This window comes from Streptomyces sp. WAC04114, from assembly GCF_019733245.1.
In the GTDB taxonomy this organism is placed as follows: Bacteria; Actinomycetota; Actinomycetes; order Streptomycetales; family Streptomycetaceae; genus Streptomyces; species Streptomyces massasporeus_A.
In genome coordinates, this window is record NZ_JAIGQA010000199.1 from 1 (window position 1) to 13,859 (window position 13,859).

Here is a 13,859-nt window from a genome sequence, read left to right on the forward strand (position 1 = left end):
CACCCCCGCCACGCGGCCCGGCCCCGCGCCGGCCGACCCCGCCGAGGCCCTCGGCCTCACCAGCCGGGAACGGGACGTCCTGCGCCTGGTCGCCGCCGGCCACACCAACCGCCGCATCGCGCAGGAGCTGTTCATCTCCCCGAAGACGGCGAGCGTGCACGTCTCCAACATCCTGGGGAAGCTCGGCGTCTCCGGGCGGGGCGAGGCCGCGGCGGTGGCGCACCGCCTGGGGCTGTTCCCGGCCGAACTGCTCATGCCCGGTCCGGCGGGCTGAGGCATACGCTGTAAAGGACGTCGCGGACGGCGTGAGGCCCGCGGCCCAGGGAGGCACCCGTTGTTCAACATGTTCGAGGAGCTGTTCTCGCCCGGGCGCAAGCACACCCGCGACGAGCAGAACCGCCTGGAACTGACCCGTGAGGACGTCGGGGACGGCGATCCCGGACGCGGGCCGATAGACCTCGCGTCCGGAAAGGTCGTCGTACGCCCGCCCGACGAGGAGCCCGAGAACCCCGGCGGCCAGGGGCCCGGCTAGGTCGTGTCCGCAAGGTCCCGTCGTCCGCCCGGAGGGCGGGCCCCGCGGCGTCTGGTGCGTGCTCTCGTCGCGCCGGGCGGAGTCCCTCGTACTGGACGTACTTGGGGCTACGTCCGGTGCGGCGAGTGGGGGTACCCCCTGCTCGAGCGGTGTCGAGAGCTCGGGGGCGCGTGCCAGGCGTCGCGGGGCAGGCGGGACTTTGCGGACACGGCCTAGGGGCCGCTAGGTCACCCGCAGTTCCAGGATCCGGTCGTCCCCGTCCTTCGGGCTGCCCCGGCCGTCCGTGTTGCTGGTCACCAGCCACAGCCGGTCGCCGCCCGCAGAGACCACCGTGCGCAGCCGGCCGTACTCGCCCTCCAGGAAGGCCTGCGGTTCGGCCGCGGCCTCCGTGCCGTTCAGCGGGATGCGCCAGAGCCGCTTGCCGCGCAGGCCCGCCATCCAGATCGAGCCCTCGGCGTGGGCGATGCCGCTGGGGGAGGCCTCGGCCGTCGTCCACTGGTCGATCGGGTTGTGGAACTGCTTGTCGCCGGACCGGCCCTCGGCCTCCGGCCAGCCGTAGTTGTCGCCCGGCTTGATCGCGTTGAGCTCGTCCCAGGTGTCCTGCCCGAACTCCGAGGCGAACAGCCGCTGCTTGCCGTCCCAGGCCAGGCCCTGCACGTTGCGATGGCCGTACGAGTACACCGGGGAGTCCGGGAAGGGGTTGCCCGGCGCCGGTTCGCCCTCCGGGGTCAGGCGCAGGATCTTGCCGCCCACGGAGTCCTTGTCCTGGGACAGGCCGGTGTCGCCGCTCTCGCCCGTGCCCACGTAGAGCATCTTGTCGGGGCCGAACTGGATGCGGCCGCCGTTGTGGATGAAGCCCTTGGGGATGCCCTTGTAGACCGTGTCGGGCGCGCCGAGCTGCCGGCCGGCCGGCTTCTGCTCGTCGTAGATCATGCGGACGATGCGGTTGTCGGAGGCCGAGGTGAAGTACGCGTAGACCATGTGGTCCGAGGCGTAGTCGGGGGACAGGGCGATCCCGAGGAGGCCGCCCTCACCGGCCGCCGAAACCCCGGGCACCTCGCCCAGTTCGGTCTTCTTGCCGGTCTTCTCGTCGACCCGGACGATCGTGCCGTCGTCCCGGGAGGAGACGAGCAGGCCACCGCCCGGCAGCGGAGCGAGCCCCCAGGGGGAGTCCAGGCCCTCGGCGACGGTGCGGACCACCTTCACCGACCCCTTGGCGGGCGGTGTCTCCTCGGCGGCCCGCCCCGGCGGCGCGGACGAGCCCGGTGCCGTACGGCTCGGGGAGGTGCTCGCCTGCTTGCCGGACGAGCCTCCGCTGTCGGAGGAGCAACCGGCCGTCAGCAGGAGCGCGGTGGCGGCCAGCACGGCCGGGACGGCTCGACGTCGCACGATCATGGTCCCTTCGACGGGGCGGGTCCTCTCCCTGTCATACACCGCTCGCGGCTCTCAGGTTCCCGATCACGCGACGCCGGACCGGGAACACAGGGTTTGCCCGAAACGCACCCGAGGCGGGGCCGGGGCTCAGTCCCAGGAACCCTGGGCCGGCGGCAGCCCGGCTATCTCCTGCAGATCGTCGGGGGTCAGGCGCACCGCCGTCGCGGCCGTGTTCTCCGTGACCCAGCGCTCCTGCTTGGTGCCCGGGACCGGGACCACGTGCGGGCCCTGGGCCAGCACCCACGCGAGGGCCACCTGGCCGGGTGTGACGTCCGTGCCGTGCCGGCGGGCGATGCGGCGCAGGCCCGCGACGACCGGCTGGTTCGCGGCCATCATCTCGGCCGTGAAGCGGGGGTGCCGGGCACGCGGGTCGTCCGCCTCGAACCCGGCGCCGGGCCGCAGTCTGCCGGTCAGGAAGCCGTTGCCGAGCGGCATCGCGGCGAGGAAACCGACGCCCCGCGTCCGGCACCACGGCAGCAGGGTCTCCAGCGCCTCCGGCGACCACACCGACAGCTCCGCCTCCACCGCGCTCACCGGGAAGACCTGCTGCACCCGCTCCAGCTGCCGGATCGTTCCGTCGTGCAGCCCGGCCCCGGACCGGCGCCCGGCCCGCGCCCCCACCGCGCACAGGCCCAGCGCCCGCACCTTCCCGGCCTGGACGAGCTCCGCCATCGCGCCCCAGGTCTCCTCGACCGGCACCTCGGGGTCGGCCCGGTGCAGCTGGTACAGGTCGATGACGTCCGTCTGGAGCCGCCGCAGCGACGCGTCGCAGGCGCGTTTCACGTACCCGGGGCGGCCGTTGGCGACGATGTGCTGGTCGCCCACGAGCAGCCCGACCTTCGTCGACACGAACGCGTCGGACCGCCGCTCCTTCAACGCCCGCCCCAGCAACAGCTCGTTGGTGAAGGGGCCGTACATGTCGGCCGTGTCCAGCAGGGACGCGCCCAGATCGAGCGCCCGGTGCACCGCCCTGAGCGACTCGTCGCCGCGCCGCCTCGACGCGCTGTAGGCCCAGCTCATCGGCATGCACCCGAGTCCGACGGCCCCCACCGCGAGCGCCGCCGCGCCGATCGTCCTGCGCTCCACCTGGTCGTGACCCTCCCTGTTCGAGCCACCCCAACCTAACCTCTGCCGTCGCACGCTCCTGACATAGCCTCCAGAGCATGACTGCTGACGTGTGGCTGCCCATCCCGCCGGACGAGATCGAGGGACTCCCCGAGGGCCCGGACTACCGCTTCTGGAACGGCGCGGAGGAGTTCCCCGCGGACCCGGCCGACTGCGCCTTCTACGTCGTCCCCTACATGAAGCCCAGTCCGCTGTGCGTGCGTCCCCTGGGGCGGATGAGCAACGTGCAGGTCGTGCAGACCCTCTCCGCCGGGATCGACCACGTGGAGCCGGGCCTCGGGCGGCTGCCGGCGGGCGTGCGGCTGTGCAATGCGCGCGGGGTGCACGAGGCCAGCACCGGCGAGCTCACCCTCGCGCTGATCCTGGCGTCGCTGCGCGGGATCCCCGACTTCGTCCGCGCGCAGGACCGGGGGGAGTGGCTCGGCGGATTCCGCCCCGCGCTCGCCGACAAGAACGTCCTCATCGTGGGCTACGGCTCGATCGGGGAGGCCATCGAGGACCGGCTCGTTCCGTTCGAGGTGGCGCGGGTGGCGCGCGTCGCGCGCTCCGAGCGCACCACGGCGCGCGGTCCCGTGCATCCGCTCACCGAACTCCCCACGCTGCTGCCGGAGGCGGACGTCGTCATCCTGTCCACCCCGCTCAACGAAACCACCCGTGGCCTGGCCGGGGCCGACTTCCTGTCCCGCATGAAGGACGGCGCGCTCCTCGTCAACGTCGCCCGCGGCCCGGTCGTGGACACCAAGGCCCTGCTCGCCGAGTTGGAGACCGGCCGCATCACCGCCGCCCTCGACGTCACCGACCCGGAGCCGCTGGCGCGCGAACACCCCCTGTGGCGTGCGCCGGGGGTACTCATCAGCCCCCATGTCGGCGGCCCCACCTCCGCGTTCCTTCCGCGCGCCAAGCGGCTCCTGGTGGACCAGTTGAACCGTCATGTGAACCGGGAGCCGCTCCGCAACGTGATCCTTACGACGGGTGCATCAACCGACTGAAAGAACCTTCGAGTACCGTCCGCAATCCTTCAGGTGCGGTGGGTACTCATATATCTGTTGATCGTCACGGAGCGTAGAGAACCTATGTCCCTGAGTGACGAGACTGGTGTATCGTCCCGACAGGGGCTGCGCCGGGGACCGTTCGGCGCCGGGGACGGACAGTTCAGACTGTGAGGGGGGCGACAGGCGATGCACGGCCTATGGACGAGCGATCCGACGGGGCGGGGCTGCCGGCGGCGACCCGGGCGGACGACCGCGGGCAGACGCGGTCAGCACGCCGATCACGTCGGCCACCACACCCACCACGGCGAACACCACGCCGAGCACAGCCATCACCACCGCAGGCCCGGCAGTCGCGGAAGGCATGACCGGCCGGTCCACCGGGACCCGCGGGACCCGGGAGCGGCGCGGACCGGGAGGGCCCGGTGAGCGCGCCCCCCACCCCCACGCTGGACGGAGCGCTGCGGGCACAGCCTCCGTCCCCGGGCGCGCTGCTGCCTCGCACGCCGGCCCCCGGCCACCGGCCGGGCCTGGCCCTCCAACTCGTCCTCGCCCTGGCCTGCGCTGGATACGCCGTCGGTGCCGCGCTCGGCTGGGGTTCGTACCAAGTGGCCCTGATCATGGGCGACTTCGGGCTGAGCGCCGCGGCCGGCACCGCCGCCGTCTCGTGCATCCTCTACGCCCGCAGCCGCCGCACCCGCTTTCGACCCGCCTGGCTGCTGTTCGGCCTCTCCTCCGCCATGGCCTCCCTGGGCAACCTGGTCTGGGGGTGGTACGAGGTGGTCCTCGGGCTGCCCGTGCCCAGCCCCAGCTACGCCGACCTGTTCTTCCTCTGCTTCGCGCCCCCCGCGATCGTCGGACTGCTCGTGCTCGCCAAGCGGCCGGTGACCAAGGCCGGCTGGGTCTGCCTGGGGCTCGACGCCTGGCTGATCGGCGGCTCGCTGCTGACGCTGGCGTGGAGCCTCGCCCTCGCCCAGGCGGCGAAGTCCGAAGGCCCCGGCGTGGCGCACATCGCGCTGTCGCTGGCGTACCCGCTGCTCGACATCGCGCTGGTCAGCATGGTGCTCGCCCTGCACTTCAGGCGGTCCGCGGTGAACCGCTCCGCGGTCAACACCGCCATCTGCGCGCTCGCGCTGACCGTGATGTGCGACGCCCTGTTCACCTCGCCGCTCATGCACCACGACTACCGCTCCGGGCAGTTGCTCGACGCGGGCTGGTTCGCGGGCTCGCTGCTCCTGGCGTACGCCCCCTGGGCCGCCCCCCGCGCGGAGGGCGACCGGCTCGGCTCCGACCGGCACACCGGCACGGGCCGTACCCGTGTGGTGCACGAGCACGTGCCGGGGCAGCGCAGCGCGCCCCACCACTCGGCGCCCCTGCCCGGCTCCGAGCACAGCCGCTACCCGGCCGCCCGGCCCATCGCCGGCTCCCTGGCCGCCCTCACGCCGTATCTCGCGGCCGCCGTGTGCACGCTGGGGATCCTCTACAACGTCCTCAACGGCCGCAGTGTCGACCGCGTGGTCCTGCTGACCGGGGGCACGGTGGTGCTCGCGCTCGTCGTGCGCCAGGGGATCATGCTGCTCGACAACATCACCCTCACCCAGGAACTGGCGCAGAAGGAGAACCACTTCCGCTCCCTGGTGCAGGGTTCCAGTGACGTCATCATGATCGCCGCGCCCAGCGGCGTCCTGAGGTACGTCTCCCCGGCCGCCGCCGGCGTGTACGGCCGCTCGGCGGAGGAGCTGGTGGGTACGGAACTGGCCAACCTCATCCACCCCGAGGACCTGGGCTGCGTCGTGCACGAGGTCCGCAGGTTCCTCGCCGCCAACCCGGTCGAGGAACCCACCACACGCATCGAGTGCCGCTTCCGCTCGGGCGACGGGGGCTGGCTGAACGTCGAGTCGACCGTCAACCGCCATCACGGCGGCCTCATCTTCAACAGCCGCGACGTGACCGAACGCGTGCGGCTGCAGGCTCAGTTGCAGCACAACGCCGAGCACGATCCGCTCACGGACCTGCCCAACCGCGCCCTGTTCACCAAGCGCGTCCAGCACGCCCTCTCGGGCCGCCGCGCCTCCGACCGGGGTGTGGCCCTGCGGAACACGGCCGTGCTGTTCATCGATCTCGACGGCTTCAAGGCCGTCAACGACACCATCGGGCACCAGGCCGGGGACGAACTGCTCGTCCAGGCCGCCCGCAGGCTCCAGGACTCCGTACGGCACGGCGACACCGCGGCCCGGCTCGGCGGGGACGAGTTCGCGGCGCTGATCGCCGGGGACAACACCCGGGACCGGGATGCCCGGGAGCGGCACATAGTGGAGCTCGCCGACCGGCTCAGGACGACGCTGTCCCAGCCCTACCTCATCGACGGCAACGATGTCCGCGTCAACGCCTCCATCGGCGTGGCCTTCGCGGAATCCGGTCTCGGCGCGGGCGAACTGCTGCGCAACGCCGACCTGGCGATGTACCGCGCCAAGGCCGGCGGCAAGGGGCGCGTCGAGCTGTACAAGCCGCAGATGCAGCAGGACGTCGTCCGCAAGGCCGAGCTCGCCACCCGCCTGCGGGCCGCCCTGCACGACGGGGAGTTCGCCCTGCTGCACCAGCCGGTGGTGTCCCTGGAGGATGGCCGGATCACGTCGGTGGCCGCGCAGGCGCGCTGGCGCTCCTCGCAGGGCGTGCTCTTCACCCCGGCGGAGTTCCTGAGAGTGGCCGAGGACAGCGACAAGACCGCCGAGCTGGGCCGCTGGATGATCGAGGAGGCCGTCGAGCAGGCCGCCGAGCGGCACGCGACCGGGCTGTCCGTGCCGGTCGTCGTGCGGATGAGTGCCCGCAGGCTGGTGGACCGTTCGATGCCGCTCGGCACGATCGAGGCGCTGCTCACGCGGCACGGGCTGCCGTCCGGGGCGCTGATCATCGAGCTGTCGGACGCCGACCCCAGGGTCTCGCTGGACGAGCTGGAGCGGCGCCTGGGCGCCCTGCGGCGGGTCGGCGTACGGATCGCGCTCGACGGGTTCGGCAGCGGCTACGCGGCGATCACGGCGCTCAGGCGCCTGCCGGTCGACGTCCTGAAGCTGGACCGCGGTCTGGTCGAGGGCGTCGTCGAGTCCGCACGCCTGCACAAGATCACCAGCGGGCTGCTGCGCATCGCGGGCGACCTCGGGCTGAAGTCCGTGGCCGAAGGGGTGGATCTGCCCGAGCAGGTCGTCGCCCTGCGCGCGATGGGCTGCACCCACGGGCAGGGCATGGCGTTCTCCGGGCCGCTCGACGAGTACCGGCTGCGCCGGGCGCTCGCCGCCGGGCACTACCCGGTGCCGAACGGACCGGCCGAACCGGCGTTAGTGGGCGGCTCCCCGCGGGTGTACAGCTCGGGTGTGACCGCCGTCATCGGAGGCGGTACGGCCCTGCGCTCACATAATGAGACTCCCGTCCCACCCACTTGACAGTGAGTGCGTGCCGGGGGGAGGGTCAGTGCCATGCGCACCCGAATTCTCGTACTTGGAAAGCGCGTCGGCTGACGCTGAGCCTCGACCGCTCAGCGACCCCACCCGGCGCGCTCCCCTCGCTTGCCTTATGGCACGAGGGGTTTTTTGTTGCACAGGCACCCTTCGTGCAGCAGCCGAAGATCGTACAAACCTCGCAAAAACCCTCAGCATCTGAGAAGAGAATGCCGATGACCGAGCAGGCCACCGGGGCCCACCACCCGCAGCCCCGGCCCCGATCCGGAGGACACTCCGCCCCCGAGCAGGTGACGGGCGCGCAGTCCCTCATCCGCTCTCTCGAGGAGGTCGGCGCCGACACGGTATTCGGCATTCCCGGCGGTGCGATCCTCCCGGCCTACGACCCGCTGATGGACTCCACCAGGGTGCGCCACGTCCTGGTCCGGCACGAGCAGGGCGCCGGTCACGCCGCCACCGGCTACGCGCAGGCCACCGGCAAGGTCGGCGTCTGCATGGCCACCTCCGGGCCCGGCGCCACCAACCTGGTCACCCCGATCGCCGACGCGCACATGGACTCCGTGCCGCTGGTCGCGATCACCGGCCAGGTGGCGTCCAAGGCGATCGGCACGGACGCCTTCCAGGAGGCGGACATCGTCGGCATCACCATGCCGATCACCAAGCACAACTTCCTCGTCACCAAGGCCGAGGACATCCCGCGGATCATCGCCCAGGCGTTCCACATCGCCTCCACCGGCCGCCCGGGCCCGGTCCTGGTCGACATCGCCAAGGACGCCCTCCAGGCGAAGACCACCTTCTCCTGGCCGCCCACCATGGACCTGCCCGGCTACCGTCCGGTCACCAAGCCGCACGCCAAGCAGATCCGCGAGGCCGCCAAGCTGATCACCCAGGCCAAGCGGCCGGTGCTGTACGTCGGCGGCGGCGTGCTCAAGGCCAAGGCCACCGCCGAGCTGAAGGTCCTCGCCGAGCTCACCGGCGCGCCCGTCACCACCACCCTGATGGCGCTCGGCGCGTTCCCCGACAACCACCCGCAGCACCTGGGCATGCCCGGCATGCACGGCTCGGTGGCCGCCGTCACCGGCCTGCAGAAGGCCGACCTGATCGTCGCCCTCGGCGCCCGCTTCGACGACCGCGTCACCGGCAAGCTGGACAGCTTCGCGCCGTTCGCCAAGATCGTCCACGCGGACATCGACCCGGCCGAGATCGGCAAGAACCGCGCCGCCGACGTGCCGATCGTCGGTGACGCCCGCGAGGTCATCGCCGACCTGATCCAGGCCGTCCAGAAGGAGCACAGCGAGGGCCACCAGGGCGACTACAGCGCCTGGTGGAAGGACCTGAGCCGCTGGCGCGACACCTACCCGCTCGGCTACGACCAGCCCGAGGACGGCTCGCTCTCCCCGCAGCAGGTCATCGAGCGCATCGGACAGCTCGCCCCCGAGGGCACGATCTTCGCGGCTGGCGTCGGTCAGCACCAGATGTGGGCCGCCCACTTCATCGAGTACGACAAGCCGGCCACCTGGCTGAACTCCGGCGGCGCCGGAACCATGGGCTACGCCGTCCCGGCCGCCATGGGCGCCAAGGCCGGAGCGCCCGAGCGGGCCGTCTGGGCGATCGACGGCGACGGCTGCTTCCAGATGACCAACCAGGAGCTCACCACCTGCGCCCTGAACAACATCCCGATCAAGGTCGCCGTCATCAACAACGGCGCCCTCGGGATGGTCCGCCAGTGGCAGACCCTCTTCTACAACCAGCGGTACAGCAACACCGTGCTGCACTCCGGCCCGGACGACGTCAACCCGCAGGCCCGCGGCACCCGCGTCCCCGACTTCGTGAAGCTGTCGGAGGCCATGGGCTGCTACGCGATCCGCTGCGAGTCCCCGGACGACCTCGACAAGGTCATCGAGGAGGCGAACTCGATCAACGACCGTCCGGTCGTCGTCGACTTCATCGTCCACGAGGACGCGATGGTCTGGCCGATGGTCGCCGCCGGCACCTCCAACGACGAGATCATGGCCGCCCGGGACGTCCGCCCCGACTTCGGCGACAACGAAGACGACTGAGAGCCGTCGGGACTTTCAAGCAGAGGAAGCAGATCATGTCCAAGCACACGCTCTCCGTCCTGGTGGAGAACACCCCCGGCATCCTCGCCCGGATCGCCGCCCTGTTCTCCCGCCGCGGCTTCAACATCGACTCGCTCGCGGTGGGCGTCACCGAGCACCCCGACATCTCCCGCATCACCATCGTCGTCGGCGTGGAGGACCTGCCGCTGGAGCAGGTCACCAAGCAGCTCAACAAGCTCGTCAACGTGCTGAAGATCGTCGAGCTGGAGCCGTCGCAGGCGGTGCAGCGCGAACTCGTCCTGGTGAAGGTGCGCGCCGACAACGAGACGCGCTCCCAGATCGTCGAGATCGTCCAGCTGTTCCGCGCCAAGACCGTCGACGTCTCCCCGGAGGCCGTCACCATCGAGGCCACCGGGTCCGGCGAGAAGCTGTCCGCGATGCTCAAGATGCTGGAGCCGTACGGCATCAAGGAGCTCGTCCAGTCCGGCACGATCGCGATCGGCCGCGGTGCCCGATCCATCACGGACCGGTCGCTGCGCGCCCTGGACCGGTCGGCGTAAGACCCGAAACGGGCGGTCGGCGCGCCGTCGGCCGCCCGTATTCCGAGACCCTGAGACTTCCCTTCCGCCCCCCGTCATACGGTGGGACGCAACACCTGCACTCCCGAGGAGAGAACCCAAAGTGGCCGAGCTGTTCTACGACGCCGACGCCGACCTGTCCATCATCCAGGGCCGCAAGGTCGCGGTCATCGGGTACGGCAGCCAGGGCCACGCCCACGCGCTGTCGCTCCGTGACTCGGGTGTCGACGTCCGCGTCGGTCTGCACGAGGGCTCCAAGTCCAAGGCCAAGGCCGAGGAGCAGGGCCTGCGCGTGGTGAGCCCCTCGGAGGCCGCCGCCGAGGCCGACGTCATCATGATCCTCGTCCCGGACCCGATCCAGGCCGAGGTCTACGAGAAGCACATCAAGGACAACCTGAAGGACGGCGACGCGCTGTTCTTCGGCCACGGCCTGAACATCCGCTACGGCTTCATCAAGCCCCCGGCCGGCGTGGACGTCTGCATGGTCGCCCCGAAGGGCCCGGGCCACCTGGTCCGCCGCCAGTACGAGGAGGGCCGCGGCGTTCCGTGCATCGCCGCCGTCGAGCAGGACGCCACGGGCAACGGCTTCGCGCTGGCCCTGTCGTACGCGAAGGGCATCGGCGGCACCCGCGCCGGCGTCATCAAGACCACCTTCACCGAGGAGACCGAGACCGACCTGTTCGGTGAGCAGGCCGTGCTCTGCGGTGGCACCGCGGCGCTGGTCAAGGCGGGCTTCGAGACCCTGACCGAGGCCGGCTACCAGCCGGAGATCGCCTACTTCGAGTGCCTGCACGAGCTGAAGCTGATCGTGGACCTCATGTACGAGGGCGGCCTGGAGAAGATGCGCTGGTCGATCTCCGAGACCGCCGAGTGGGGCGACTACGTCACCGGCCCGCGGATCATCACGGACGCCACCAAGGCCGAGATGAAGAAGGTCCTCGCCGAGATCCAGGACGGCACCTTCGCGCAGCAGTGGATGGACGAGTACCACGGCGGCCTGAAGAAGTACAACGAGTACAAGAAGCAGGACTCCGAGCACCTGCTGGAGACCACCGGCAAGGAGCTGCGCAAGCTCATGAGCTGGGTCGACGAGGAGGCGTAAGCCGCCCGCCGGGTCCCGCCGTCACCCTCCCGTCGGAAAGGTGACGGCAGGGCCCGAGGGGCCGGAGCCAACCCGCTCCGGCCCCTTCGGTGAACCCCGGGTAACGTCGGTGGTACGGCGTTGTCCATCCCGTCCGGCCACGGACGGGTGATCCTTCCGCAGCGGCACAAGACGACGCCCCATGCGCCACTAGACTGCTGCACACATACGCGTCAGGCCCACAGCGTCGTGCGTCTTCCACGCGGCAAGCACCCCTCCACCGCCTGCGGCCGTCGGGACGGCCGTCCGCAGCACTGGACTTGTGAGGACTCACGTGAGCTCGAAACCCGTCGTACTCATCGCTGAAGAGCTGTCGCCCGCCACCGTCGACGCCCTGGGCCCGGACTTCGAGATCCGGCACTGCAACGGCGCGGACCGCGCCGAGCTGCTCCCGGCCATCGCCGATGTGGACGCGATCCTGGTCCGCTCGGCGACCAAGGTCGACGCCGAGGCGATCGCCGCCGCGAACAAGCTGAAGGTCGTCGCACGAGCCGGCGTCGGCCTGGACAACGTGGACGTCTCCGCCGCCACCAAGGCCGGCGTGATGGTCGTCAACGCCCCGACCTCCAACATCGTGACCGCCGCCGAGCTGGCCTGCGGTCTGCTCGTCGCCACCGCCCGCCACATCCCGCAGGCCAACGCCGCGCTGAAGAACGGCGAGTGGAAGCGCAGCAAGTACACGGGTGTGGAGCTGGCCGAGAAGACCCTCGGTGTCGTCGGCCTCGGGCGCATCGGCGCGCTCGTCGCCCAGCGCATGTCCGGGTTCGGCATGAAGGTCGTCGCCTACGACCCCTACATCCAGCCCGCCCGCGCCGCGCAGATGGGCGTCAAGGTGCTGTCGCTGGACGAGCTGCTCGAGGTCTCCGACTTCATCACCGTCCACCTCCCCAAGACCCCCGAGACGGTCGGCCTGATCGGCGACGAGGCGCTGCGCAAGGTCAAGCCGAGCGTGCGGATCGTCAACGCCGCGCGCGGCGGGATCGTCGACGAGGAGGCGCTGTACTCCGCCCTCAAGGAGGGCCGGGTCGCCGGTGCCGGTCTCGACGTGTACGCGAAGGAGCCCTGCACGGACTCCCCGCTGTTCGAGTTCGACCAGGTCGTCTGCACCCCGCACCTCGGCGCCTCCACCGACGAGGCGCAGGAGAAGGCCGGTATCGCCGTCGCCCGCTCCGTGCGGCTCGCGCTCGCCGGTGAGCTCGTGCCGGACGCGGTGAACGTGCAGGGCGGTGTCATCGCCGAGGACGTCAAGCCGGGCCTGCCGCTCGCCGAGCGCCTGGGCCGGATCTTCACCGCCCTCGCCGGTGAGGTCGCCGTCCGCCTCGACGTCGAGGTCTACGGCGAGATCACCCAGCACGACGTGAAGGTCCTGGAGCTGTCCGCGCTCAAGGGTGTCTTCGAGGACGTCGTCGACGAGACGGTGTCGTACGTCAACGCCCCGCTGTTCGCGCAGGAGCGCGGCGTCGAGGTGCGTCTGACCACCAGCTCCGAGGCGACCGAGCACCGCAACGTCGTCACGGTGCGCGGCACCCTCGCCGACGGCGAGGAGGTGTCGGTGTCCGGCACGCTGGCCGGCCCGAAGCACCTCCAGAAGATCGTCGCCGTCGGTGACTACGACGTGGACCTCGCGCTCGCAGACCACATGATCGTGCTGAAGTACGAGGACCGCCCCGGTGTCGTCGGCACGGTGGGCCGCATCCTCGGCGAGGCGGGCCTCAACATCGCCGGCATGCAGGTGTCGCGGGCCGTGGCCGGCGGCGAGGCGCTGGCGGTGCTGACCGTGGACGACACGGTGACCGCGACCGTGCTGGCCGAGGTGGCCGCGGAGATCGGGGCGACCTCGGCCCGCTCCGTCAACCTGGCCTGACATCCCCATTCCCGGGGGGCTCGCCCCCCGGGAACCCCGTTCGCCCTGAACGGGCTCGTCTCACACGCCGGACGGGCTGAGCTGATCAGCCTGTCCGGCGTTTTCGCGTGCCCGCACCCCTCGCAGGGTCATCGCTGCCGCTGCCGCACCGGCCAGCAGCACCGCGCCCGTGACCACCGCCGCGTGCATGCCGCTGGTGAAGGCTTCGCGTGCCGCCGTCGCCAGGGCGTCCCCCGGCGGCAAGTCGAAGGGAGGTGACGCGTCCCCCTCACAGTCGGTGTGCCTTCAGGGCCATGTGCAGCAGCAGCCGGTCCTCGCCGTCGTCCAGGTCGAGTCCGGTGAGCTTCTCGATGCGGGACAGCCGGTAGTACAGGGTCTGGCGGTGGATGCCCAGCTCGGCGGCGGCTCGGGCGGCCTGACCGGCGCAGTCGAGGAAGACCTCGGCGGTCCGGGCGAGTTCGTGGTGGACCGGGGCGAGCAGCGTGCGGGCGACGGGGTCGTGGACGACCTCCGGGGGCAGGGCCGTGAGCAGCCGGAACGGCCCGATCGACGCCCACTGCGCGACCGGCCCGAACCGCGCCTCGGCCAGTGCCGCCCGGGCGGCCGCCGACGCCTCTGCCCAGGCGGTCGCCAGGTCGGCGAGGCCGGAGCGGGGGGTGGCGATACCGGCGGCGGGGCCAGAGC

The 13,859-nt window shown here is 71.3% G+C and carries 11 protein-coding genes and 1 pseudogene; 8 read left to right on the forward strand and 4 right to left on the reverse strand.

Annotated elements, in window-relative coordinates; translation table 11 throughout:
* Together K4G64_RS33595 and K4G64_RS33600 are read left to right on the forward strand one after the other, a co-directional pair.
* Positions 1–274, forward strand: a 274-nt coding sequence (locus tag K4G64_RS33595; RefSeq protein WP_221759699.1) for a response regulator transcription factor, incomplete at its 5' end; no start/stop codon positions are given.
* Between the two features lie 60 nt (positions 275–334).
* Positions 335–532 (forward strand): DUF6191 domain-containing protein, encoded by a 198-nt coding sequence (locus tag K4G64_RS33600; protein ID WP_221759700.1) that lies wholly within the window; start codon positions 335–337, stop codon positions 530–532.
* Positions 533–754: 222 nt separating this feature from the next.
* On the opposite strand, the gene K4G64_RS33605 is transcribed toward K4G64_RS33600, so the two are convergent.
* Both K4G64_RS33605 and K4G64_RS33610 read right to left on the reverse strand, forming a co-directional pair.
* The gene (locus tag K4G64_RS33605) at positions 755–1,927 is read right to left on the reverse strand and encodes a sorbosone dehydrogenase family protein (protein ID WP_221759701.1); all 1,173 of its coding nucleotides are present in this window, start codon (positions 1,925–1,927) and stop codon (positions 755–757) included.
* Between the two features lie 126 nt (positions 1,928–2,053).
* Entirely contained in the window at positions 2,054–3,052 is a 999-nt protein-coding gene (locus K4G64_RS33610) for an aldo/keto reductase (protein WP_221759702.1), read from the reverse strand.
* A 77-nt stretch (positions 3,053–3,129) separates the two neighbouring features.
* Here K4G64_RS33610 and K4G64_RS33615 point away from each other — a divergent pair, with 77 nt between their 5' ends.
* The 6 genes from K4G64_RS33615 (at position 3,130) to serA (ending at position 13,175) form a co-directional block, all read left to right on the forward strand.
* On the forward strand, positions 3,130–4,080 hold the full coding sequence (locus K4G64_RS33615) for a 2-hydroxyacid dehydrogenase (protein WP_221759703.1): 951 nt from the start codon (positions 3,130–3,132) through the stop codon (positions 4,078–4,080).
* 425 nt (positions 4,081–4,505) lie between these two features.
* Positions 4,506–7,517, forward strand: a complete 3,012-nt coding sequence (locus K4G64_RS33620) for an EAL domain-containing protein (RefSeq protein ID WP_221759704.1) — start codon at positions 4,506–4,508, stop codon at positions 7,515–7,517.
* Positions 7,518–7,741: 224 nt separating this feature from the next.
* Positions 7,742–9,592: an acetolactate synthase large subunit gene (locus K4G64_RS33625; protein ID WP_190902718.1), complete on the forward strand. Its 1,851-nt coding sequence runs from the start codon at positions 7,742–7,744 to the stop codon at positions 9,590–9,592.
* A gap of 35 nt (positions 9,593–9,627) precedes the next feature.
* A complete protein-coding gene (ilvN, locus tag K4G64_RS33630; RefSeq protein ID WP_010048631.1) occupies positions 9,628–10,152 on the forward strand; it encodes an acetolactate synthase small subunit in 525 nt (174 codons plus the stop codon).
* 121 nt (positions 10,153–10,273) lie between these two features.
* Positions 10,274–11,272, forward strand: a complete 999-nt coding sequence (ilvC, locus tag K4G64_RS33635) for a ketol-acid reductoisomerase (RefSeq protein WP_030851456.1) — start codon at positions 10,274–10,276, stop codon at positions 11,270–11,272.
* 313 nt (positions 11,273–11,585) lie between these two features.
* Complete coding sequence (gene serA / locus K4G64_RS33640) at positions 11,586–13,175, forward strand: phosphoglycerate dehydrogenase (RefSeq protein WP_185012073.1); 1,590 nt, start codon at positions 11,586–11,588, stop codon at positions 13,173–13,175.
* 60 nt (positions 13,176–13,235) lie between these two features.
* Here the strand turns inward: serA and K4G64_RS40740 are convergent.
* Positions 13,236–13,409: pseudogene (locus K4G64_RS40740) on the reverse strand (MFS transporter); the annotation flags it as partial.
* 34 nt (positions 13,410–13,443) lie between these two features.
* A partial coding sequence (locus tag K4G64_RS33645) for a CdaR family transcriptional regulator (RefSeq protein WP_221759705.1) occupies positions 13,444–13,859 on the reverse strand: 416 nt, incomplete at its 5' end.